This window comes from Dyadobacter soli (assembly GCF_900101885.1).
GTDB classification, from domain to species: Bacteria; Bacteroidota; Bacteroidia; order Cytophagales; family Spirosomataceae; genus Dyadobacter; species Dyadobacter soli.
This window is the reverse complement of sequence record NZ_FNAN01000016.1, coordinates 41,174-63,780: the sequence shown is the minus strand read 5'-3', so window position 1 is coordinate 63,780 and position 22,607 is coordinate 41,174. Positions and strand designations below refer to the sequence as shown.

Annotated in this window: 17 protein-coding genes; 6 read left to right on the top strand and 11 right to left on the bottom strand. The window is 52.9% G+C overall.

Going from position 1 to position 22,607, the window contains the following annotated elements:
• Positions 1–26: 26 nt before the first annotated feature.
• The 4 genes from BLQ88_RS24845 to BLQ88_RS24830 all read left to right on the top strand — a co-directional run bounded on the left by BLQ88_RS24845 (position 27) and on the right by BLQ88_RS24830 (position 4,452).
• On the top strand, positions 27–1,478 hold the full coding sequence (locus tag BLQ88_RS24845) for a RagB/SusD family nutrient uptake outer membrane protein (protein WP_090155549.1): 1,452 nt from the start codon (positions 27–29) through the stop codon (positions 1,476–1,478).
• Positions 1,479–1,679: 201 nt separating this feature from the next.
• Positions 1,680–2,525 carry a helix-turn-helix domain-containing protein gene (locus BLQ88_RS24840; RefSeq protein ID WP_090155547.1) on the top strand — a complete coding sequence of 282 codons (846 nt, stop codon included), beginning with the start codon at positions 1,680–1,682 and terminating at the stop codon, positions 2,523–2,525.
• 40 nt (positions 2,526–2,565) lie between these two features.
• Positions 2,566–3,363, top strand: coding sequence for an SDR family NAD(P)-dependent oxidoreductase (locus BLQ88_RS24835; protein ID WP_090155545.1), 798 nt, complete (start codon positions 2,566–2,568; stop codon positions 3,361–3,363).
• A gap of 222 nt (positions 3,364–3,585) precedes the next feature.
• Positions 3,586–4,452: an alpha/beta fold hydrolase gene (locus tag BLQ88_RS24830; protein ID WP_090155730.1), complete on the top strand. Its 867-nt coding sequence runs from the start codon at positions 3,586–3,588 to the stop codon at positions 4,450–4,452.
• 21 nt (positions 4,453–4,473) lie between these two features.
• Here BLQ88_RS24830 and BLQ88_RS24825 read toward each other — a convergent pair whose 3' ends face one another.
• From BLQ88_RS24825 to BLQ88_RS24780, 10 genes are all read right to left on the bottom strand, one after another.
• On the bottom strand, positions 4,474–5,496 hold the full coding sequence (locus BLQ88_RS24825; protein WP_090155544.1) for a bestrophin family protein: 1,023 nt from the start codon (positions 5,494–5,496) through the stop codon (positions 4,474–4,476).
• Between the two features lie 30 nt (positions 5,497–5,526).
• Positions 5,527–6,156: a Crp/Fnr family transcriptional regulator gene (locus BLQ88_RS24820; RefSeq protein WP_090155542.1), complete on the bottom strand. Its 630-nt coding sequence runs from the start codon at positions 6,154–6,156 to the stop codon at positions 5,527–5,529.
• 13 nt (positions 6,157–6,169) lie between these two features.
• Entirely contained in the window at positions 6,170–6,976 is an 807-nt protein-coding gene (locus tag BLQ88_RS24815) for an alpha/beta fold hydrolase (protein WP_090155540.1), read from the bottom strand.
• Positions 6,977–7,058: 82 nt separating this feature from the next.
• Positions 7,059–7,919: a helix-turn-helix domain-containing protein gene (locus BLQ88_RS24810; protein ID WP_090155538.1), complete on the bottom strand. Its 861-nt coding sequence runs from the start codon at positions 7,917–7,919 to the stop codon at positions 7,059–7,061.
• 49 nt (positions 7,920–7,968) lie between these two features.
• Complete coding sequence (locus BLQ88_RS24805; RefSeq protein WP_090155537.1) at positions 7,969–8,802, bottom strand: alpha/beta hydrolase; 834 nt, start codon at positions 8,800–8,802, stop codon at positions 7,969–7,971.
• Between the two features lie 220 nt (positions 8,803–9,022).
• Complete coding sequence (locus BLQ88_RS24800) at positions 9,023–10,993, bottom strand: sigma 54-interacting transcriptional regulator (protein ID WP_090155535.1); 1,971 nt, start codon at positions 10,991–10,993, stop codon at positions 9,023–9,025.
• Between the two features lie 183 nt (positions 10,994–11,176).
• Positions 11,177–12,184 carry an alpha/beta fold hydrolase gene (locus tag BLQ88_RS24795; RefSeq protein WP_090155533.1) on the bottom strand — a complete coding sequence of 336 codons (1,008 nt, stop codon included), beginning with the start codon at positions 12,182–12,184 and terminating at the stop codon, positions 11,177–11,179.
• A gap of 134 nt (positions 12,185–12,318) precedes the next feature.
• A complete protein-coding gene (locus tag BLQ88_RS24790; protein ID WP_090155531.1) occupies positions 12,319–13,719 on the bottom strand; it encodes an alginate export family protein in 1,401 nt (466 codons plus the stop codon).
• Positions 13,697–15,472 carry an amidohydrolase gene (locus BLQ88_RS24785; RefSeq protein WP_090155529.1) on the bottom strand — a complete coding sequence of 592 codons (1,776 nt, stop codon included), beginning with the start codon at positions 15,470–15,472 and terminating at the stop codon, positions 13,697–13,699. The genes BLQ88_RS24790 and BLQ88_RS24785 overlap by 23 nt, the downstream gene beginning before the upstream one ends.
• Positions 15,473–15,477: 5 nt before the next feature.
• Positions 15,478–16,173, bottom strand: coding sequence for an isochorismatase family protein (locus tag BLQ88_RS24780; RefSeq protein ID WP_090155527.1), 696 nt, complete (start codon positions 16,171–16,173; stop codon positions 15,478–15,480).
• A 211-nt stretch (positions 16,174–16,384) separates the two neighbouring features.
• Between BLQ88_RS24780 and BLQ88_RS24775 the strand changes: the two genes are divergently transcribed.
• The gene (locus BLQ88_RS24775) at positions 16,385–17,287 is read left to right on the top strand and encodes an alpha/beta fold hydrolase (protein WP_176885087.1); all 903 of its coding nucleotides are present in this window, start codon (positions 16,385–16,387) and stop codon (positions 17,285–17,287) included.
• 54 nt (positions 17,288–17,341) lie between these two features.
• On the opposite strand, the gene BLQ88_RS24770 is transcribed toward BLQ88_RS24775, so the two are convergent.
• On the bottom strand, positions 17,342–19,822 hold the full coding sequence (locus tag BLQ88_RS24770; RefSeq protein ID WP_090155523.1) for a histidine kinase dimerization/phosphoacceptor domain -containing protein: 2,481 nt from the start codon (positions 19,820–19,822) through the stop codon (positions 17,342–17,344).
• A 220-nt stretch (positions 19,823–20,042) separates the two neighbouring features.
• Between BLQ88_RS24770 and BLQ88_RS24765 the strand changes: the two genes are divergently transcribed.
• Complete coding sequence (locus tag BLQ88_RS24765; protein WP_090155521.1) at positions 20,043–22,553, top strand: sensor histidine kinase; 2,511 nt, start codon at positions 20,043–20,045, stop codon at positions 22,551–22,553.
• The last annotated feature ends 54 nt before the right edge of the window (positions 22,554–22,607 follow it).

Genomic DNA, 22,607 nt, shown 5'->3' with positions numbered 1-22,607 from the left:
GGCATTTTTTCAAAACATTGAACACAATGAAAATAGCAAGATCATACATTTTCCTGGCCGCCACCGTCCTGCTCAGCGCATGCAGCGACCAGTTCCTGGACCTGCGGCCCATTTCGACGCCGACGAGCGACAATTTTTACCAAACCGCAGACGATTTCAAAAACGCGCTCAATGGCGGGTATGCCGGCTTGCAGGCGGGAGGATTGGCTGGAAACAGCTACATCTTCGGTGAAATCGCTTCGGACAATACCGTGGCCGTTGCCTCCGGATCGGTGACCGACCAGGACGAATTCGACCGGTTTTATATCCGTACCACCAACCCGTTTATCTCCGGCAGGTGGAACGACGGATACAATGCGATCGCCCGCTACAATACCATTCTGGACAGGATCGGCGGTGTGACGATGGACGAAACTTTGAAGAACAGGTACATTGCCGAGACGAAGTTTTTGCGTGCGGTGGTGTATTTCACATTGGTACAAACTTTCGGCGACCTGCCGCTGGTCCTGAAACCGATTGCTAATCCCGACGAAGGTTACTCATTCGGCCGCAACCCGAAAGCGGAGGTTTATGCGCAGATCGAGAAAGACCTGACCGAAGCGGAAAGTGTGCTGCCACTCACCTACCCCGCTGCCGACAATGGCCGGGCCACCAAAGGCGCCGCGCGCGCATACCTGGGCAAAGTGTATCTGACACAGAAAAAATATGCGCCCGCAGCCGCCAGGCTGAAAGAGGTAATTGACCAGGGCACTTACGCATTGCTGCCTTCCTACGCGGATGTTTTCAAGGTATCGAACAAAAACAACAAGGAGTCGGTATTCGATGTGCAGTACAAATCGGGCGGTGCGGGCGAAGGAAACTCCTGGCCGAATTCCTTTGCTCCCCAGAATTCGGGTAATGCGGTGATCGCATTCGGCGGCGACGGGAATAATCAGCCTACGCTGGACATTATCAATGCTTACGAAACCGGCGATCTCCGAAAGGATGTTTCGGTGGCAGCATCATACGTCAATGCAGCGGGCCAGACAATCCCCGACCGGTTTATCAAAAAGTACTATGACGTGCCCGTCGCCAAAAACGACAATGGCAACAACATCCCGCTGGTACGCTACGCCGATGTATTGTTGATGTATGCCGAAGCATTGAATGAAACAGCCTACCAGGCCAGCGGCGAAGCATTCACTTACCTGAATATGGTACGCACCCGCGCCGGGCTTGCCACCAAAACTGCCGCCAATACCGCTACCCAGCAGGCATTTCGGTTGGCCATCGAGCAGGAAAGACGTGTGGAGCTGGCATTTGAGGGCCATCGCTGGTTCGACCTCGTCCGCACGGGCCGCGCGATACCGGTGCTGAATAGTAAAAAAGAGCAGATCAGGCTGGTGAATGAGCTGACCGAGAACAACCTCGTTTTTCCGATCCCGCAAAGCCAGATCGATATTAACCGCGATAAAATTCAGCAAAATCCCGGTTACTGATCCTATGGACTGAGTTGATAACCATATTAAATTCAGTAGTAAGCATTTTATTAAGCAAAATAAGCAAGCCCCGGATTTGAAGGTCCGGGGCTTATTTGTTTTTGCTATTCATGGCAAGCTATTGAACGTTTCAACAAAGCAGATTGGACTTTTGACCAAACCAGAGAATTAGCCAAACAGCGAATTTTGTATTCGAAAACAATGCCGGAACTACCTGGCGGACATTTTAAAATGGATACAAAAAGTATGGCAGCCAGCGTCTCCCCGCGCATTCTTTACAATCAATACCAGGGACGCGCTATCGAAGGGGAGGCATTTATCGCCGATCACATTTTCAGTTACATCGTCTCGGGTGCCCACGACGTGTGGGTAGGCGACAAACTGTATTCTTTTCAGGCAGGCGACTACCGGTTCTTTCGGAGAAATCAATTGGCCAAATCCCTCAAGAAGCCCCTCGGAGAAGGATTCTGCTCTGTTTCTGTTCATATTAATGAAATTACGTTAAGGGAGATCGGCCGGCAATATGACCTTACTTCCAAAGGCCCGCATTTATCGGAAAATGTCCTGCTCCTGAAACCGGGTCGATATCTGGAATGCTATGTTGATTCCCTCCTACCCTACGTGCATACGGAACACGCGCTTCGCGAACACATAGGCCAGCTCAAGGCGCGTGAGCTCGTCCTGATTCTGCTGGAAAGCAATCCGTCTCTCGCAAACCTGCTCTTCGATTTCAGCGAACCAGGCAAAATCGACCTGCAAGGTTTTATGAACAAACATTACCGCTACAATGTAACGCTGGACCGTCTCGCATTCCTGACCGGCAGAAGCTTGTCCGGATTCAAAAGGGACTTCGCAAAACTGTACGGCCTGACGCCCAGCCGCTGGCTCGTCCGGCAGCGGCTCCTTGAAGCGCATTACCTGATCGAGAAAAAAGGAAAACGGCCGTCGGACATCTATCTGGAAATCGGGTTCAATGACCTCTCCCATTTCTCATACGCTTACAAAAAGGCATTCGGCAACGCCCCCGGCAAACTCGGCAGAGGCTGACAGATTTTAATTATTATTTATTTACTAAAACAAAACCGAAATGGATTTACAATTGAAAGGAAAACGCGCGCTGGTGACGGGTGCGAGTTCTGGTCTGGGCAAAGCGATCGCCCTCATGCTGGCGGCCGAAGGTGCCGAGGTGGTTGTTCATGGCAGAAACGAGCACCGCGCGACGGAAGTTGCCGGGCAAATCAGGGAAGCGGGCGGCATTGCAGCAATCGCGACCGGAGACCTGGCCACCGACGAAGGTGCGGATGCCGTAGCCGAAGCCGCATTGGCAAACGGTAAGATCGATATCCTGGTCAACAATGCGGGGGTGGTCAGCCACAAAAACTGGTCGGATGCCGGTGCAGACGACTGGCTGGAAATTTACAATGCCAATGTCGTTTCCTACGTACGGATGATCCGCCGGATCGTACCGCAAATGAAAGAGCTCGGTTGGGGACGTGTAATCCACATCGGCGGCGGGCTGGCCATACAACCTATCAAAGAGCAGCCGCATTACAACGCCACGCTGGCTGCCCGTCACAATTTATCGGCTTCCCTTGCCCGGCAATTGAAAGAGACCGGCATCACGTCCAACGTCGTCTCGCCCGGCGCGATCATCAATCCGATGGTTGAACAATGGCTGATCGATGCGGCACCGAAGTTTGGATGGGGTACCGATCTGGAAGAAATCAAGTACCGTGCCGTCCAGGACCTGATCCCCAACGATACCGGAAGGTTCGGTTACCCCGAAGAAGTCGCCGGTGCGGTCCTCTACCTGACCAGTCCGCTTGCCAACTACATCAGCGGGGCAATTATCCGGGTGGATGGCGGTACGATAAAGAACGTGTAGCGGTAGTGTTCCGGGCAATGGCAGCTCGTCGCGGAGCGACCGACGAACGAAGGGATGCGACGTGCTGCACACCAGTCGCTGTCCGGCCGGCTTTTGCGTCGCACCAATAATCGATCAAAAGACTGCCAGTGTTTATCCATTTCCGCAATGCCTCCCGGCCGGTAGTTTTGGAGTTGCTCTTAGCCGCCAGTTAACATGGCGCTAATAAAACTCCATAACAATATGACTAACAGAAAATTATCCTACAAAAATCAGCGCGTCGGCGACCTTAGTCTGTTCTATCGGGAGGCTGGCGACCGGTCGAAGGACACGATCGTAATGCTGCACGGGTTTCCGGCCTCGTCGTATATGTACAGGCGGTTGTTGCTCGAACTATCTGACGATTACCACATCATCGCGCCCGACTATCCCGGTTTCGGGAACAGCGATTTCCCTTCGCCGGATACTTTCGCGTACACATTCGCGAACATCGCGCGCATCATGGACGCGTTTCTTGAAGCGATAAATGTATCGTCCTATGTGCTGATGATCCAGGATTACGGCGCTCCGATCGGTTTCAGGATCGCTACCGCCCATCCAGAGCGGGTTCGCGGGATCATTGCGCAGAATGGCAATGCCTATGAAGAAGGATTGAGCGCAGGTTTTGCCGATTCCCGGGTTTTCTGGAAAAACAGGACGCCCGAAACCGAGCAACCGATGCGGGCGCTCTTAACATTGGAAAGTATCAAATGGCAGTACACATTTGGTGCAAAAAATCCGGAGAACATCAGTCCGGATACCTGGGACCTCGACTTTGCGAAGATATCCCGGCCGGGAAACGACCAGGCCCAGCTGGATTTGCTTTTCGATTATCAGACCAATATCGCGCTGTATCCCGTGTGGCAGCAGTACCTGCGTGACAATCAGCCGCCCATGCTCATTACCTGGGGCGTAAATGATCCTTTTTTCCCGGAGACCGGGGCCAAAGCATACCTCAGGGACGTGAAGGACGCGGAGTATCATGCTTATCAAACGGGACATTTCGCGCTCGAAGAAGAAGGCGCCGACATTTCAGAAAAGATCAGGGCATTCATGAAACGCATTGCCTAGCCCCCCGGTTGAAAGCCCATGTCAGATCAGGACATGGGCTTTGGGTTTTACAGGGGCCGGAATTTCGGTTGCGCCCAACGCTTGGAGCAGGTCGATCTCAATTTCGCGACAGATATACAGCATCGGCACATCGGTATGCAGGCCGTCGAAGGGGTTTTCCGAATAATCGCCGATCATTTCCATAGCCACAAATATCCATCCGATGATCACGCCGACGGGGATCGAAAACCAGACGCCCACGCTCCCTAACTTACTGAGCTCACCCACAATACCGAAGGGTAGCATGAAAATGAACACGCAAACGAATATGAAGCTGAACGTGGCATATTTCCGTGGAAAAGGGGATTGTTTGATCCGTTCCATCCTTCCCTGGCTTTCGTTGAAACTCCGGATATTACTCTGGAATTCCATCTGCTGCACCATGTTGATCGACTTGCTTTCGAACAGTTGCTGAATAACCTGCGTCTGTACATTCAGGAGTCGCAGGGCTTTGTTTTTGTAAGCTTTCAACATCATACATTCCTCGGCAGGCAAGTATTGCTCGATTGCTATGCTATCGAGTTCCTGCTGGAAACGCATGTTGAGCTTGTCGCGCCGGTGGCTGGTGTAGCCTTTTCCCCAGAACCCTTCCAGGCTGAGATGGTCCCATTCCGGCGGTTCGAGCAATTGCTGGCGAAGCTGGTAAAGGTAGGCGATGTGACGCCGCACGATCTGTTGCCGCTCCTCGGCGTGTTCGCCGGCATCTGGCTCGCCCGACTTGTAGTTGAGCACCATCGTTACCAGCATTCTGCTCGCGATGGCAATTTCTCCCCACAGTTTTCTCGCTTCCCAAAGCCTTTCGTACGACTGGTTGTTTTTAAAACCGACATAAAATGCCACCGCCGTTCCGATCAGGGGCAGCGGAAACCAAGGGAATGCATTGATTTCCCAATCGGTGTATTGGTGCATGAGCGTTACCGACGATACCCAGGCCGTGAGCCACAGCAAATGGTGGCCGGTAAACTCATAGAGTGAGGCAATCGAAATCTTTTTGGGAACGGTCATAGGAAGGCGGTTGGGGTTAAATTTCAATGATCAGGACATGGGCTTTGGGCTTTCCGCACCCGCCAGTCCTTTCCTGATCCGGCTCAGCGATTGGGGCGTGACGTTCAGATATGTGGCGATGAAGTAGTTGGAAAACATATCCAGCAGGTATGATTCGTCTTTCAGGAACAACTGATAACGCTCCGTAGCAGAGGCGGTTAGCAAGCAAGCGATCCGGTCATAGGCAATGACCAGGCTTTTTTCATGCAGCTTTCTCAGCCACACGCCGAAGCTCCCGGACTGTTTCAGCAGCAAGTCTATCGCTTCGTTTGAAATCCTGACGGCGGTAATATCGGTCAGCGCCTGAATGGACATTCTCGACGGGACACCAGACAAAAAGCTCCGGTAATCCACCGCGAACAGGTGTTTCACCGGCGCATCCGGACGATTATAATGGAAAAACCACGTCGTGCTTTTTCCATTATAATCTGTAAAGTATGAAATGGCTTTTCCTTCATGGATAAAGTAAATATCCTTGCATACCTCTCCCGCATTGAGCAGCAACGCGCCTTTCGCGATTTTGACCGGCCTTGCATTGGCCGCGATCAGCGCCGCCGTAGGGTCGTCCAGCTCGATGTCCTTGCCCAGCAGGTCCAAAAGCGGTTGTACAAATGCAGGCATATCCGAAACCGCTCTATTTAGCCTCAACCGCCTTAAGAATCACCTGCGCTACTTTTGCAGGCTGCGACAGCATTGCCACGTGGCTGGCAGGCAAATGGAACACGGTAGCCTTAATTTTCGCCGCCATATCGGCTTCCAGCCTGGGTGAAATCACCTGGTCGAGGTCGGAGACGATGTAGAAACTTGGCTTACGCTTCCAGGCCGGATTGGAGATTTTGGCTTCCAGGGTACTTACATGAAAGCGCCCCTGCCCGGCGGCAAGCACCAGCGCGTCCTGCCTGGGCAAGTCCTGGGCAAAATGTTTCACGATCGTCTCGTCTTTGAGCCGGATATACCCATCCGAAACAACCGGATCGGCAAATCCGGGCACATTGGGTATTTTTCTCGTTTCATAGGCATCCTTACTGATGCTGCCCAGGCTCTCGCCCTCGTCGGGAGCGTATGCGGCTACATACACGAGCGACTTTACTTTTTCACTGTTTCCAGCCTGCGTGATCACAGCACCGCCCCACGAATGCCCTACCAGCACAACGCTCCCATTTACCTCCGAAATAGCCCGGTTTACAAACGCGACGTCGTCGTCCAGCGATGTCAGCGGGTTTTGTACTGCAATGGTTTGATAGCCTTTTTTCTGCAAAATGGGAATTACCTTGTTCCAGCTGGAACCGTCGGCGAATGCGCCGTGGACGAGGATAATGGTGGGTTTCACATCGGCGGCCGGCTGGTCCTTGCCAGGTCCCGCAATGGCGCTCAACGAAAGATTTACACAAAGAAATGCTGTACTGACCGCATGGGCCAGTATTGGTCTGATCACCTTCATAGGTAGGATTGTTGGTTAAAAAAAGAAATGATTAAAGAACTGTAATGCTTATACGTAACTCACTTACGGCGGCCGAAACCGGCTATTCAATCGGGCAGGAACGCCGGTAATCGGTGAAGTTGCAGCCACACCCGACCTTGAAAAATTTGCTGAAATGCGCCGTATCCTCGAAGCCCAGTTTGTAGGCTACTGCTTTCATACTGATGTTCTGGATAAGGGCTAGCCGCTTGGCCTGGATGAGCAGGCGTTTCCGGATGTTGGCGCTGGCCGTCAGCCCGGTTTCTTCCTTGATGATCTGATTGAGGTAGTTGGGGGTAACGGCCAGTTCGTCGGCATACTGGCTCACCTTTTTATTGACGTGATATTTCCGTTCAAGCAGGTCGAAAAATTTCTTTGTCAGTGTAGTGACCTCGGACCTGGAAGAGGAACTGAAATGAATGGATTTCTGCCTGATCAGATAAATCAGCATAATCCTGAGATACCCGGAAAGCACCTCTGTTTTTTGACTGTGGGTACTCAAAAGTTCGGATTGCATGCATTGAATAGCACTCATAATACTACCCGAGGTCAATGCGTCGACCTGGAACAGTCTGGATGTGCAGTAGGATAAACTGGGGTAAGTCGAGTTGTGGTCCATGGGGATCACACCGGCAGGAAAACGGATCACAATGCCTTCCGGGTCCGATAGCGACCGGAAATAAAAGGCCTGTCCGGGTGCCTGGAAAAATATCATCCCCGCGGAAACTTCGAAGGTTTCCAGGTCGACCATCGCGTGGAACTGCCCTTTCGTGAGCCAGATCATCTCGATCGAATGGTCTTTTCGCGCGGCGCGGGAGGAGAAATAATCGGTGGTAAGCGCATTAATTTCAAACAGATCACCCGCATAGGCGGCATTTTGGAACGGTTTAGGGGCATAGTTCAGGGGTGCCGAATAGTCTTGCATAACTTTGTTGTTTAGAGATTGGGATTCAGGATAATCGATCGTTTCAGGCTCAGCTTCTTTCGTTCAGCCAGCGCAGAATATCTTTGACGATCACGCTGTTGTACTTGTCGTTGAGCAGATCGTGGTAGTAGCCTTCGTACAAATCCAGCTGTTTGTCGGTCGAGGAAGCGTGATCGTGGAAGTATTTGCTTCCCGCCGGATTGGTAGCCTTGTCGGCCGTGCCGTGCAGGATCAGCAGCGGCAGGGTGATGGCGGACATTTCCTTTTGCAAATCCTCGCCCGCCAGCAGCAGCTGTTGCATGGTACGGTTTGGTTGCTTCTCGTTCCGGATCAGCGGGTCTTCGTTCATCTTGTCTACCACCAGCTGATCGCGGGAGAAATCGCTGTTGTTCAATTTCACGAGCCTGGTCCGTGGAATGAGCTTGCCAAGCCACTTCATAAGCTCCAATGCCAGCTTTGGTACCGGAAGTTGAAAGGCGAAACTTTCGGAAATCAGACCGTCCAGCTCGCCCTGGTGACGCAATGCATACACCGCGGAGAACACCCCTCCCGCGCTGTGCCCGAGCAGGAATACGGGCGTGGCCGGGTGTTCGCATTTAGCAACTTGGACCAGCCTGTCGATATCGGCGATCACGTCGTCGTACGCAGAAATGTAGTACCGTTCGCCTTCCGATTCGCCCCGGCCCTGTAAATCCAGCCCATAGCATTCGTAACCGGCTTCAAGCAATTTTTCCGCAAACCCCTGGTAATAACCGCTATGTGAATTTAACCCGTGAACAATAATGACGATCCCTTTCGGTTTGCCGCCGACGATCCAGTTCCTGTAAAAGATGTTATGCCCGCTTTCATTCCTGAAAATCGAAGTCGTTGGTTTTGACTGCATGAGGGTAGTGAGTTTGATAACGCCTTACTTTTACAGCCTTTGTTACCAAACGTATGCCTACATACGCGGGATTGTGATTAATGTAAAAATTAAAAAATAACTAATTGAAAGTCAGCTATTAAAATATTTTGTCGCAAATAAATTAAAAGTACTTTTCCCTTTACACTCCAAAAAAATTGGAGTACAGGTTCCGTCGTCCAAAATAAATGGAGGGACAGGTTTATATTTTTTTAGTAAAATCCTCCCTTTTGATGCCCAGCTTAGCCATTCTTGCTTCGAGCGTGGTGGGTTTGATATTCAGCATTTCGGCGGCTCCTTGCGCGCCCCGGATGATTCCGTTGGCCTTAATGAGAATGGAGGTGATGTAATCCCGCTCGGTTTCGTTCTGGATATGCTTTACATCGCTAAGCGTTTTAATGGTCGGTTTCCCGGTTGATGCTGGCGATCCGCCCGGCAATGCGCGTTTGAGTTCGAGCCTGGAATTCCCTTTGCCAAGGATCACGGCCTGTTCGATCACATTCACCAATTCGCGGATATTGCCCGGCCAGTCGTAGCCCGTCATTTCTTCCAGCATAGCCTCTTCGATTCCATGAAATGCCTTTCCGAACTCCTTGCAAAACTTGTCGGCAAAATAGGAAGCCAATGCTTCGATATCGCTTTTCCGCTCGCGTAATGCGGGCAGGGAAATGGGGAAAGCATTGAGGCGATAGTAGAGGTCCAGCCGGAAGGTGCCGTTGGCTACCTCCTTTTCCAGGTTACGGTTGGTAGCTGCGACGATCCGTACGTTCACTTTTCTGGTGCTGCTGCTGCCCACATATTCAAATTCTTTTTCCTGCAAAATGCGCAGCAATTTTACCTGCATTTCTAACGGCAGTTCGCCGATCTCGTCCAGGAAAATAGTCCCGCCATCCGCCTGCTCGAACTTCCCCTTTCTTTTTTCGCTGGCGCCGGTAAATGCGCCTTTCTCATGACCAAACAGCTCCGATTCAATCAGTTGTGCCGGTATGGCAGCGCAATTCACTTTCACAAACGGCTTATCTTTTCTCGGCGAAAGCGCGTGAATAGATAACGCGATATTCTCCTTGCCCGTACCACTTTCACCCAGTATCAGAACCGAAGTGTTGTACGGCGCAACCTGCATGGTCTGGTCCAGGGCGGTCAGCAAAAGCGGGTGCCTGCCGACAATGCCTTTGAATCCGGGCGCAAAAACTTCATTTGCCGGGGAAGCAGAAGTCTCAATGCCGGCTTTTGGCGCAGCCCCCGGACTGCCGGCCACCGGAGCGACGGCCGCCGGACCGCCGGCCATGTACGTTCCAACCCGTTCCAGCAATGCAATGTGCTGCCGGTGGTATGCGCCTTCCCGGCGACTCAAAAAGTAGTAATTCGCCTGCGAATCCCTTCCGGCGGCAACCGGGAAAGCCAGGTAGGAATGCAGTTTGAAAGAGTCCAGGTATAATTTGGGCAAAGCTTCGGCATTGTTATCAGGCACCGGCGGGCCGCTGTTGTGGATCGCAGGATTTGCGAAAGGCGCGCTGCTATCCATCGCCGCGGTAACGACCGCTTCTTTCAAGCCCGAAACGGTAGTCAGTTGCTGTTTGCCTATCACCTGATATTCATCAAACCCGACCCGCAGATAAGCCAAATGTGCGGAATGCGCGGCATTACCGGGCCAGCTCGCGCAAGCGATCAGATCGAACGGGATATGCGGCTGTAAAAGCCTTGCCATTTTCAGGAGTTTTTGTGCGGGGTCAGTGGCGTTACCGTGCAGTTCCTTCAACTGACTTTCCAGTAACCCTTCCTGCTTCAACCTCGACTCGACCACGTGCTTGTGCCGGTACAACGCAATGTCGATCGCAACCAGCAAGTCCCGCTTCCTGAATGGCTTCACGATAAATCCGTAGGGGTCGGTGCGTTTGGCTTCTTCCAATGTTTCCTGGTCGGAGTTGGCGGATATGTACACAAACGCCAGACTTTCCGCACGCAGCTTTCTGGCAAGGTCGATCCCCGACCTTTTCCCGTCGAGCCTGATATCCAGCAGGACGAGATTTGGCCGGACGGTCAGCAAAAGCGCATCGGCTTCCTCGGCCGACGCCGCCACGCCGCACACCTCATAGCCGGCCTGCGTTAAAATGATCCTTAAATCATTGGCCACAATGAATTCGTCCTCCACAATGAGCATTTTATACCGCATACGACGCCTGCATTAAATTGAGATGTAGTTCCAAATAAAAGGGCAAAATGCATTTTTTCAAAATGCCCCAACGACCCGCATGAGCTAACGAACTGTCTGAAAACGCAAAACAGCGGCGATAAATCGCCGCTGTAACCGGGTATTTCCACCGGAGCCGTCATGCCGGAGCACCTGTCGGCAATGTTATTGCACTTTCCTTCCCAGGAAATCCCTGATCTTGTCCGCAATCTCCTCTCCAACGCTTTCGAGCGCAAAATGGCCCGCATCGAACAAATGATATTCCAGGTCTTTGACATCCCGCTTGTAAGCTTCCGCGCCGCCTACGGGGAAGATGTAATCATTTTTGCCATAAACAATCAGCATGGGCGGGTTGCTTTCACGCAGGTATTGCTGCCATTTCGGGTACAGGACCACGTTGGTTTGGTAATCATAAAACATATCCAGCTGGATCTGGCCGTTTTCCTCGCGTTCCAAGTGCCGTAAATCCACTTCCCAGTTGTCGGGGCTTACCACGACCGGATCGGGTACCCCGTGCGTGTATTGCCATTTCAAACCATCGGGCGAGTGAAATCCCCTCAGTTTATCTTCGGAAACCTTGTCGTTCCGGTCGATCCAGTAGGCTTTAATGGGGTCCCAGAAAGTTTCCAGCCCTTCTTCATAAGCGCAACCGTTCTGGACGATGAGCGTCTGAATGCGATCCGGATTGCCCGAGGCGATCCTCCAACCTACCGGTGCGCCGTAATCCATCAGGTAAAGGCTGAATTTGCTGATACCCAGCTCGTCGAGCAATGCCTGCACGATCTTCGAATAGTTTTCGAATGTGTAGGAAAATTCGGCGATCGGCGGCTGCTCACTCCTTCCATAGCCCGGGTAGTCGGGGGCGATCAGGCGGAACCGGTCGGACAGATTGGTGATCAGGTTCCGGAACATATGCGACGACGACGGGTAGCCGTGCAGCAGCACCAGGACCGGCGCATCCTGCGGGCCAGCCTCACGGTAAAAGATATTCACGCCATTGATCTTGATAAACTGGTGTTTGGTCTTCATTGTGATTGATTGATTATTGGTGAGGTAAGAGTAAGCTGTGGAAGCCTGCGCGCCGGGTGGATTCAGGTTTTCCTCGTTCCACAATGTGTCGCCACACTCGTCGCTGGCGAACTGCGCGTCGCTGAACTGGTCGATCGGGTTCATAATTTTAAATGGTAAGAAGGTTTGTAAAATGAAGGGTAAAATGACAGGCGGGAAGTTTGATGGACAAAATTAGGCAGCCTTCAAAGTATAGCCAATGTGCGCAATACCGGCCTTGCTGTACCTATCGCAGGTAATCAATATTTAATGGCAGCAGTGAAACCCGCCATGTAGATCGGCTTGCCGAGGCCCGCCTGTTGCAGGAAGCTCCCGGTATCAAACCAGGTGAATTCCAGTTTCAGATCCAGGAAGCGGTTCGGCCCGATGCCTATATCGGTACCAAGCTGCCTGCCAATGGATTTGGAATTAATGCCCAGTCCGTTGTGAATCAATGCGCCGTTGACTGCATACAACCCATCGTTCCGGCTCATCCGCCAGAATACGTCGTAATCGACCGACCAGGTAATGCGCCGCGCCAGCCCGAGCTGAAAATAGGGATGAAAATCCGCCAGGTTATAAGGGCCGATGAGCGACGCCAGGCCAAAGTATGCCCCTCTCGGATATAAGGGATTAAACGTATTGAGCGTGCCGTCGCCGTACTGCCTGTCGCCGCTGACGAGCTCCGATTTTATCCCCAAAACAGGTGTTAACCGATTGGTATTTAACCGGTAAGATGCATTCATCGAAACGGTCCAGGCACGGATATGCGTCTCTGCTATCCGCCCGAACTGGTACACGGCTTCGAGGTCGGCCGAGACGCGGTTTTTGTTTTTCCAGATCCGGGTTCCCACGGAATGCCTTTGTTCGCGGCCTGAGACGTCGGTAAAAGTACCATGTTTGCGCACGCCGAGGTAGTAAAGGTCCAACCCCGGAAACTTGCTGATAGGTGGAATTACCATGTAGCTGCCCCAAAGCCGGCTCGAACCATCCCAGAAGCGCTCGTCGAAAATATGCTTCCGCGCATTTACATAAGTGGAATAAAATGCATCGGCCCGGATATACTCCCGCGTGAATACGAGCCTGGCCGCGTCGAACGCCTGGCGACTGTTTGGGCCCTCACGCACGGAAATCAGGCGCTGCGAACCGTAGCTAAGCTCCTGTCTTCCGATCCGTAAAAGCAACTTTTTGTCCTTTTTGGCAGACAAATCAATGTCCGTCATCAGTTGGTGGATATCCAGCGGGTTTTCGTCCACCGGGCTGGCGGCCCCGCTCATTCCGGCTGCCATACTGCTTTGCAACTGCATAAAAAGCCTCACGCGCCCGCCCACGTGGAGGTCGGCGTGGGTAAGGAACCGGCTCAGCACAAATCCGTCCGGGTCGTTCGGCTCGGCGCCCCAACCCGGATTTTTGTACCAAAAATACTGGTAGCGCACCTCGCCGCCCACGGACAGGTACGAGCGCGTGCGCCCCAATGGCCAATGCTTGATCCTGTGGTACAAACCCACGGCAGAGTCGGCTCCGGGGCTGCTGTAATCCTCTTCATACCGCAGCGTTTTGAACCCGGTTTCCTGCCCGGAACAAAACCCCGGCCCCAGGATGAGGACCGTCACCAGGAGCCAGGCTTTGCGAGGCCATTTATTCAGTCTGATAGCCGCCATAATGCTTAACCGGGCTCCATTCAGGAATAACGGGCAGCTTTTGCGGCCCGAAGGAAGCAAATGGTTCGTCCGCCCAAACGATTTTACCGTCCAGGATCGTCAGATGCGAAGTAATGGAATCGATCTGATCCTCGGGTATTGAAAAGTAATCCCGGCTAAGCAGCACAAGGTCCGCCTCGGCTCCGGGCCGGATTATGCCTTTTGCGTCCTCTTTCAGAAGTTTATAACCACCGGAGGTCAATAAACGTAATGCCGTAAAGCGATCGATGACATTGTCCTGATCAGTCACCTGAATGCCGCCGACGGTTTTACCGGTGACCAGCCATTGCAATGCAACCCAGGGATTGTACGACGCGACCCGGGTTCCGTCGGTACCCAGGCCAACGGGCAGGCCTAGTTCCAGCATTTTCTTTACCGGTGGTGCTGCCGACGCGGCTTTCTTGCCGTAGCGTCTTACAAACAGCTCTCCCTGGTACGCCATACGGTGCTGGATCGCGATACCGCCTCCCAATGCCTTGATGCGACGCATATTCGCTTCGCTGATTGTCTCGGCGTGATCGAAGAACCACGGAATCCCCTCGATGGGCACCTGCTTGCTTACCTGTTCAATCACATCCAGGTCTTTTGAAATGCTTTCGTCGTAGGTTGCATGGAGCCGGAAGGGCCATTTGTTTTTCAGCAGCAGCTCAATCACCGGGGCGAGCTGCCCCGGCATGGTAGGCGGCAGGTCCGGACGGGGAAAAAGGAAATTCTCGAAATCCGCCGCTTCCGCCACCAGGTTTTCGCCCCCGCCCGCAACGCCATAGCCTGTTCCGCTTGCATGGGCCGAATGCCCGTGACCTGCGTCGGCCATACCGATCCACCGCGTGTAGTCGGCCAGCTCCGTGCCCTTCTTTTGTGCAAAAAGGTAATGCGGAAGCCGCACGGTGAGCAGCCCTTGCCGGTGCAAAGAATCGGTGATCGCATAATCGTCCGGGAAATTCTGAAACCCGCCGCCGGCATCCATCACCGCCGTAACGCCCAGCCGGTTGAGTTCCGACATGAACTGAATGGTGGAATTGATCTTTTCTTCGGCGGTGAGCTCGGGGAGTTTGGCCAAAGTCGAATACAGGATGAATGCATTCGGTTCGGCCACGAGTAGGCCCGTCGGGTTACCGTTTTCGTCCTTTTCAATCAGGCCGGCCTGCGGATTGGGCGTCTCCGCGCCGATGTTCAGGGCTGTCAATGCGGCTTTGTTGAGCCAGGCCTTTCCGTAGAGGTACAAAATGAAGGTCGGTACATTACCGGTGGCTTCGTTTATTTCGGCCAGGGTCGGCAGCCGCTTTTCCGCAAACTGGTATTCGTTCCAGCCGCCCACCACCCGTACCCATTGGCCCGGTGGTGTGCGCTGCGCCTGCTCGCGGAGGATTTCGAGCGCCCTTTTCAACGTTTTCACGCCGTCCCATCGCAATTCCGCATTGTAAAACCGCCCGCCCCGGATGACGTGCAAGTGGCTGTCGAACAACCCCGGAATGATCGCCCGGCCACCGGCATCTATGATTTGAGTATTTTTTGCTTTCGTTTTAAGCACCTGTGCATGGGTCCCGATGGCGAGTATTTTGCCGGAAGCAATGGCCACCGATTGGGCCGTTTGCCCGTCGGCCCCCATCGTGTACACCTTTGCATTGACGACGATCAGGTCTGCCCGGCTTTGCCCGAAGCTGCACGTAATGCTTCCAAGAAGATAAATCGCGATGATTCTGAAAGACCACATCCCGATCAATGCTTGATCATTTCCCTCGAATACTGGATTCCGATACCGTAAGCACCGCCGTAATCACGGAACAGGTCGGTCACCGCATTGTAGGTGGCGCTGCGGCCCCAGTCGCGTTGCAGTTCGAGTACGTATTGCATGGAGGTCATGGTCGTGGCGCCAGCTTTGATCATGCGGTGAACGGCCATCTGGTGTGCTTCGTCGCTCGCGTCACCACAGGCATCGGTGATCACATACACCTGGTAACCGTCCTGGATAGCCGACAGCACCGGTCCGACGATACAAACACTCGTCCAGAGCCCGGCAAAAACGATTTTCTTTTTACCCTTCGCCACAATGGCCTTGTAGGTAGGGCCATCTTCCCACGGATTCATGGTAGTACGGTCGAGGTAGCCGGATGATGCCTGAGGGTAAGCCGCCAGCAGCTCGGGAAAAACGGGACCGCTAAAACTTTTCTCGGCAACGGTGGTGATCACAGTAGGTACCTTAAAAATTTTAGAACCGCCTGCAATGAGCGCTACATTGGTCCTAAGCTGTTCGATGGTAATGTTTTTGACGGGAAAGGCCATTTGACTTTCGTGATCTACCAGTACCAGTGCATGGTCATCCGGGGTTAGCAGAGACGCCGCAGGCTTTTGTGCAAACGTGTTGAAGCAGATACCCGCGGTGAATGCGAATAGAAAAGCGATTCGTTTTTTCATTGTTTCGATAATAAGTGTTTGAAAAATTACCTCGGACAAAAATCCCGCTACCGGCCGCCATTTTCAATGTCCCAATCCCGGAAGGTGATGTATACGTTGTACAGGATGGCGGGTTCCAATGCATTTTGAGAGGTCCCGCAGAAATTACCATATGTGAATGCTTGCCAAAACCGCGGCCCCGATCTTCGCGCAAAAAATGATTGAGTCCGTTATGAAGTACATCCGAAAAAGCTTGAAGATTATCTGGGTTTTGCCCTTTCTGTTCTCACAACTCTATGCGCAGAAGGCGCATGTAATCCAATCGGCAGACGGCATCCCGCTGCATGTTCGCGAATACGGTCAGGGCAAACCCGTGGTACTGCTGGCCGGTGGGCCGGGGTTTAATGCCGCTTACCTTGAACCCATCTGGAAAGCTCTGCCGCAGTACCGGTTCGTCGTCCCCGACCAGCGGGGAACGGGTTCGTCCGTCGTGGACAGATTAGATTCGAGCGTGATCAATGTAAACCAGTATGTGGAAGACCTCGAATTGATGCGAAAACAATTGCATATCGACAAGCTCATGCTTGCCGGGCACTCCTGGGGCGGCATGCTCGCGCTGGCTTACGCGGCCAGGTATCCGCGCAACGTCGACAGGCTTGTGCTGTTGGGGCCGGGCGGCATTACGCAAAATTTTTTCAAGTATTTCAAAAGCAATATCCGGATGCGCCTGCGCGAGGAAGACGTGGCCGAATCGAAAGCTGCCAATAACTTCGCGCTCAGCCTGAAAGCCATCTGGCCGGGTTATTTCTACAACCGCGATAAAGCGCTGGCCACCAAGATGCTGGTAGATACTAACCTGGCCAACTACCAGTCAGGAAAGGTCAACTCACTGGCACTGAGCGATTACAAAAAGACGGAAAGCACGCGTGTTGCAAGCCTACGGAAGTTTACCCGGCCGGTGTACATCATTCAGGGACGTCAGGACCCGGTGGGCGAATCCACTGTTTACGAGACCAAAAGCATTATCCCGCAAACGGAAATATTATTCATCGAAAACTGCGGGCACCTGCCCTGGCTGGAAAGCGAAGCCGCTGCGACTCAATTCTTCGATCTGCTCAAAGCTTCGCTGAAATAGGCGCTATCCGGTTTCGAGGAAGCCGCATCCATTACAAAAGTGTCGTTCACGGTGTCATTTACCGCCATTCAGGAACCTGACCATCACGTGGACGCCACTTTTGTTCCCTATATGGAAGACGCCGTTCAGCTGCTTGGTGAGCCCTGCTATCAGTTGCAGGCCGAGCGAGTTCTGCTGGTTTATATCCATTCCGGGCGGCAACCCCACCCCGTTATCGGAGACTTCGAGCAGGAGGTGCTCGGGGCCGTCGTGTCTCAACGTGATGCTGATCGTCCCCTTTTTTCCGTTGACGAATGCGTACTTAAATGCATTGACGACACTTTCCGTTAAAATCAAACCTAACGGAACGGCCTGCGAGACGTCCAGGTCTATCGTTTCAACGTGTTGTTCTAGCACGATCCGCTTCCTGTCATCAAAGCTCTCGCGCAGGTACGCGATCAGGTCGCTGATGTACTCGGCCATGCCGACCATGGACGAGGTTTCCTCGCGATAGAGCTTCTGGTGGAGGAGCGACATAGCGTGCACCCGCCTGAGGCTGTCCTTCAACGCCAGCCGGGCGGCATCGTCCTGCAAGTACGCCGATTGCGAATGCAGCAAGCTGACGACCGTATGCAGGTTATTCTTGACGCGGTCGTGCAGCTCGGTGATCAGCCACTCCTTTTCTTTCAGCAGCTCGTCCTGCGCATGGTTAAGCGTTTCCAGAAATGTGTTTTTCTGGTCGAGTTCGCGCTGGTTCGCTTCCAGCTGGTGATTGGTCCTCCGCTTCATGAGATAGCGGTTCAGCAAAAGCAGCAAAATAATGGTGGTGAGCAGCAAACCGGCGATCGTGATGTTCCGCGCCCGGTGCGCCTGTTCGGTCTTGATGCGTTCGAGCTGGTTCTGGCTGTTGAGGAGCTTAATGCTTTTGTCCTTCTTTTCCAGTTCGTACTTCACCAGTAGTTCCTCGGCCCTTTTTCGCTGTTCGTAGCCAAATATCGAATCCATCGACTCGTAGCTCAGGGTCTGGTTCCGGATCGCATCCAGGTACCGGCCTTCCATCGAATCGATCTTGTATAAATTATAGTAGTAATTTTCTTTGGCATAAACATCAAATGTGGAAGCGAAATCATTCCCTTTCAAAAGCAGCCGCCGCGCCTTTTCCGTCTTGCCGATGGTCCTGTAAAACTTTGAAATGCCGAGAAATGCAGCCGGGAACTCGTCATAAATATGCTCGGCGGGAAACTTGTCGGCCATGGCCAGGAACGTCTGGTATTCCGCTTTGGCCTTTTCAAAGTCCCTTACGTTTTCATAGCTCATCCCCAGCAGCAGCGCGAAATGCATTTGCTCGAAATACGATGAAGGCGGGTAGGTCCGGAATGTTTCGCCCAGTAGTTCCAGGGCTTCTTTGGCTTTGCCGGTACGATTGAGCATGCCCACCTTCCCGATCACCGACCGGTACCAGAACAGCCGGGTGTCCGGCGTCAGTTCGGAGAGGGCCTTGTCGTACCAGCGCATTGCCTCTTTGTGCTTATACAAGCGTTCGTAAATCATTCCCCGCCGGGTGTAGAAGAATGGAATGAAAACGGAGTCGGACCGGGAGGAGAGGCATGCGAAGCTTTTGTTGGAGTAAAATAATGCATTGGTCAATGCGCCTTTCCGGTAATTCAGCCAGGATAGCGCGTCGAAAGGATATTGCTGGTGGTGAAAATTCAGCTCGGCTTGCAGTTTCACGATTTCGCGGAGGAACACTTCCGCAGCATCGTACCGCCTGGCGACGAAATTCTCGATGTTCACCAGCGACAGCGCATCAATTTCCTTATCGATCTTTTTATTGGATTTATAAATGGAAAGCGCCTTCTCAAATCGGGCGAGCCGCTCCGGATCGCCGTAATGCAGCACTTCTCCCGCGCTCATCAGCACCCTCGCGAGCACCAATGCATTCCCCGACCGTTCGGCTAATGCCTCTGCCATGCCGAACAGTTTCCGGCTCTCTTCATGGTGGCCATACTGGTCGGTTAAATTTGCTTTGAGCAGGATATTTTCGAGTTTCCACGGCCCGGAGGCCTTCTCGCTCAGGAGCATTGCTTCATCGATATACAGCCGCGCTTCATTCAGATCGGCCGGTTCTGTACCCGGTTTGAAGACGAAATATCCGCCCAGCTCGGTCAGCAGCCGGAGCCTTTCCGCTCCACGGAGCGTTGCCAGAAGCGCCCTGGCGTCTTTGATATTTCCGGCGTTGATCAGCCGGGTACCCGCGTGCTCGCGGCCGTCGTGGTAACCTTCGTTGTAAGGCAGCAGGTAGCTCAGGCCATATACTTTGCAGGGAATACGGGTCGCGGAGTCCATATCGATTTGCCCCTGACTGATGGTATGGATATATTGCGCGGTAATGCGGACCAGCAGGCGTTGCCTTGGGAGATCGTCGTAACCCGTTCGATCCTGGCCGGTGGCCTGCACGCAAATGGCCAGCGCAAAAACGCAGAGCCATGCGGAGCCACCGAACCTCTTTACAAGAATCCCGGGACAAATGCGCTGTAAATGAGTAGCATAGTGCATGGAGCGCTTTTAGCTTTCAGTCGACATTGATTGATTTGGCCTAAATCTATCAAGTAAAACCGGTCCTTTCACGTGCATTACCCGACCCGGTGGGCAACAGTACATCACTAGCGATAACGGATACATCAAATGGGCTGGCGGAGTGTTTTCGATCTGCCATTTTTCCAGTAACATTATCTTCACAAAACCGATAGAATAAGAAGCACCCCCTAATACCAGGATGATAACCAGGATCATTTTCACGGCAAGCCTTTTACTAACCATCGCTGGTTGGGGATATTGCCAGCCTACAACGAGCAATCTGGCGGTCAGAAAGTACCCGTCATCGAGTTTCAATGCCCGCTACCTGCGCCTGCAAAAGACGCGCGAGGATACGGCGAGGGTCAACCTGCTGCTGGAAATAAGCAGTATCTGCCACCGGAAGCAGACGCTGGAATCGCCCGATAGCTCCATTATGTTTGCACGGCAGGCGGTAGCACTCAGCAAACGGCTCCGTTATACCGACGGCTACTGCGAAGCCATTTTTTTGATCACCAAATCACACCTCCGCAAGGACGACCTGCCGGCTGCGGAACGGATGCTGAACGAAGCAAGCGGCGAGCTGTACGTAAGGCTCCTGCTGGTACTGAGCGAGTACTGCATGGATAAGGGCGGCCCCGGGTCCGATAAAATGCAGAAGGCGGCACGTTACCTGACATTGGCCAACCGCATGAGCGCCAACCTGAAATCGAGGCATTGGATGACGGAAAGCGGCATTGCCCTCGGTAAATACCATTTCCGCATGGGCCAGATGACGCTCGGAAGCAGCCGATTTTACGAGGTGATCAACTACCACAGACGAATTCACGACAAAGCGGGCGAAGCGCACTGGTGGCAGGAACTGGGCCGGTATATCCCCGACACCGACAGTACGTATGCGATAGAGATCAACAGCCTGCAGCGGGCGAGAGCGCTCTACAAACAACTCGGAGATGTGAAAGCGCAGGCGGAATGCCTGGATAATGAGGCGTACATCCACTTAGCGCACGGAAAGACCGACCTGGCCGAAAGGCGCGGAATCGAGGAACTGGGCATCCTGAAAACCGCCGGGCTCGATCACAAGTTGCCTTCCTGCTACCAGCGGCTTTCCAAAACCATGCTAAAAAAGAAGAATAACGACAAGGCATTGGAATATGCGCTGCTGGGAATGGAGAGCGTGAAGGCCTTGAAAGACAGCAACCAGCTGATGAGAACCTACGAACTGATCGGAGACCTGCAACGGACGATCGGGAACCCGGCCGAAAGCGCCCGCTACTACAAACTGGCTCTGTCCACCATAACCCAGTCGCCGGACCTGGCGCATAACCTTTTGAAAAGATTGACAGAAGTGCAGCTCGGAATGAACCGTCCGGCAGATGCACTGGCATCTATCCAATGGCTGATTAAATGGCGCGGCGGCCCCCAGACGAACTCCGACAAGCAGCTTTTTGCGCTGATGATGGCCAACTGCTACGCCCAAATGGGCCAATTGGCTGCCGCCGAACGGCATTTTGCAGAAGTAGCCCGGCTGAATGAAGAGATTCAATCGACGCCGGTTTATCATTGGTACACATTCACCAACGTCGTGGGCGCCGAGGCGTACCTGGCGGTTGCTCAATTCTACGCCCGACTGAAACGCTACGATAAATCCAATCGGTACCTTGCCGCTGCATTACGGTCCGCGAACCTCACACCCGACATTGAAAGGGAATCGAGGTATTTGCGCTATAAAAATGATTCGATTGCCGGAATTTTACCGGCCTCGACCGTCGATTTCCAGCGGTATGTTTCCCTCAAAGATTCAATCGACCGCGTTACCAAGGGCGAACAACTGGAATTGCTGAAAGCCAATTTCAAATCGGCGCAGCGCGAAAAAGACATTCAACTGCTGAAAAACGAGGCATTGCTGCGAGAGCGGCAGCTCCAATTGTCGGCTCAGAAGGAAAAGCTTACCTACGCAGGGATTTTTACATTGTTTTGCCTTTTGGGGCTGACATACAACAGTTTCCGCATTAAACAGAACAAGAACCGGCAGTTGGAGGCACAGCAGGATATTATTAATAAAAAGAACGTGGCACTCCTTAAACTGATCGACGAGAAAGAATTGCTCATGAAGGAGGTCCATCATCGGGTCAAAAATAACCTGCAAACGGTGACCAGCCTGCTCACCTCGCAATCATTCCACCTCAGGGACCAGGGCGCTGTGAAGGCCATCGACGACAGCCGCAACAGGATTGAAGCGATTTCGATGCTGCACCAACGGATTTACCAGTCGGGGAACATGGTGGGGGTTGCGCTGAAAAGCTACGTTGCCGAGATGATCTGCAACCTCGAAGAATGCTTCGATACAGTGGGCCGGATCCGGTTCTCGATAGCGGTGGAAGATATGATCCTGGATTTATCCCAGACGGTGCCGGTGGGTTTGATATTAAATGAAGCCATTACCAATTCTTTGAAATACGCCTTCCCTCATGGCCGGAAGGGCAATATTGAGGTTTCCCTTGTAAAAATCGGCCATGACCGGTTGTCGCTCAGTGTTTCCGACAACGGGACCGGGCTTCCGGCCGACTTCGATATCGCCAGCAGTCCTACGTTCGGTTTCCAGCTTATCAAAGGTCTTACGGCGGATCTGAATGGACAGTTGACAATCCGTATCGAATCCGGAACAAAATTGCGAATCGACTTCGATCAGGTTTTGTCACCGAACGTATAGCTAGAATTTACTATTGTGCCCCGCGCTATGGGTGGCTTACTTTGCATGTTGCAC

Bases quoted from the DNA above. Each gene is read 5' to 3' on its own strand.
- BLQ88_RS24765 (WP_090155521.1), top strand. From the start codon at position 20,043: ATGATAACCAGGATCATTTTCACGGCAAGCCTTTTACTAACCATCGCT.
- BLQ88_RS24820 (WP_090155542.1), bottom strand. From the start codon at position 6,156: ATGCCTGCATTTGTACAACCGCTTTTGGACCTGCTGGGCAAGGACATC.
- BLQ88_RS24800 (WP_090155535.1), bottom strand. From the start codon at position 10,993: ATGCGGTATAAAATGCTCATTGTGGAGGACGAATTCATTGTGGCCAAT.
- BLQ88_RS24775 (WP_176885087.1), top strand. From the start codon at position 16,385: ATGAAGTACATCCGAAAAAGCTTGAAGATTATCTGGGTTTTGCCCTTT.
- BLQ88_RS24825 (WP_090155544.1), bottom strand. From the start codon at position 5,496: ATGACCGTTCCCAAAAAGATTTCGATTGCCTCACTCTATGAGTTTACC.
- BLQ88_RS24815 (WP_090155540.1), bottom strand. From the start codon at position 6,976: ATGAAGGTGATCAGACCAATACTGGCCCATGCGGTCAGTACAGCATTT.
- BLQ88_RS24835 (WP_090155545.1), top strand. From the start codon at position 2,566: ATGGATTTACAATTGAAAGGAAAACGCGCGCTGGTGACGGGTGCGAGT.
- BLQ88_RS24840 (WP_090155547.1), top strand. From the start codon at position 1,680: ATGCCGGAACTACCTGGCGGACATTTTAAAATGGATACAAAAAGTATG.
- BLQ88_RS24770 (WP_090155523.1), bottom strand. From the start codon at position 19,822: ATGCACTATGCTACTCATTTACAGCGCATTTGTCCCGGGATTCTTGTA.
- BLQ88_RS24805 (WP_090155537.1), bottom strand. From the start codon at position 8,802: ATGCAGTCAAAACCAACGACTTCGATTTTCAGGAATGAAAGCGGGCAT.
- BLQ88_RS24790 (WP_090155531.1), bottom strand. From the start codon at position 13,719: ATGGCGGCTATCAGACTGAATAAATGGCCTCGCAAAGCCTGGCTCCTG.
- BLQ88_RS24810 (WP_090155538.1), bottom strand. From the start codon at position 7,919: ATGCAAGACTATTCGGCACCCCTGAACTATGCCCCTAAACCGTTCCAA.
- BLQ88_RS24780 (WP_090155527.1), bottom strand. From the start codon at position 16,173: ATGAAAAAACGAATCGCTTTTCTATTCGCATTCACCGCGGGTATCTGC.
- BLQ88_RS24830 (WP_090155730.1), top strand. From the start codon at position 3,586: ATGACTAACAGAAAATTATCCTACAAAAATCAGCGCGTCGGCGACCTT.
- BLQ88_RS24845 (WP_090155549.1), top strand. From the start codon at position 27: ATGAAAATAGCAAGATCATACATTTTCCTGGCCGCCACCGTCCTGCTC.
- BLQ88_RS24785 (WP_090155529.1), bottom strand. From the start codon at position 15,472: ATGTGGTCTTTCAGAATCATCGCGATTTATCTTCTTGGAAGCATTACG.
- BLQ88_RS24795 (WP_090155533.1), bottom strand. From the start codon at position 12,184: ATGAACCCGATCGACCAGTTCAGCGACGCGCAGTTCGCCAGCGACGAG.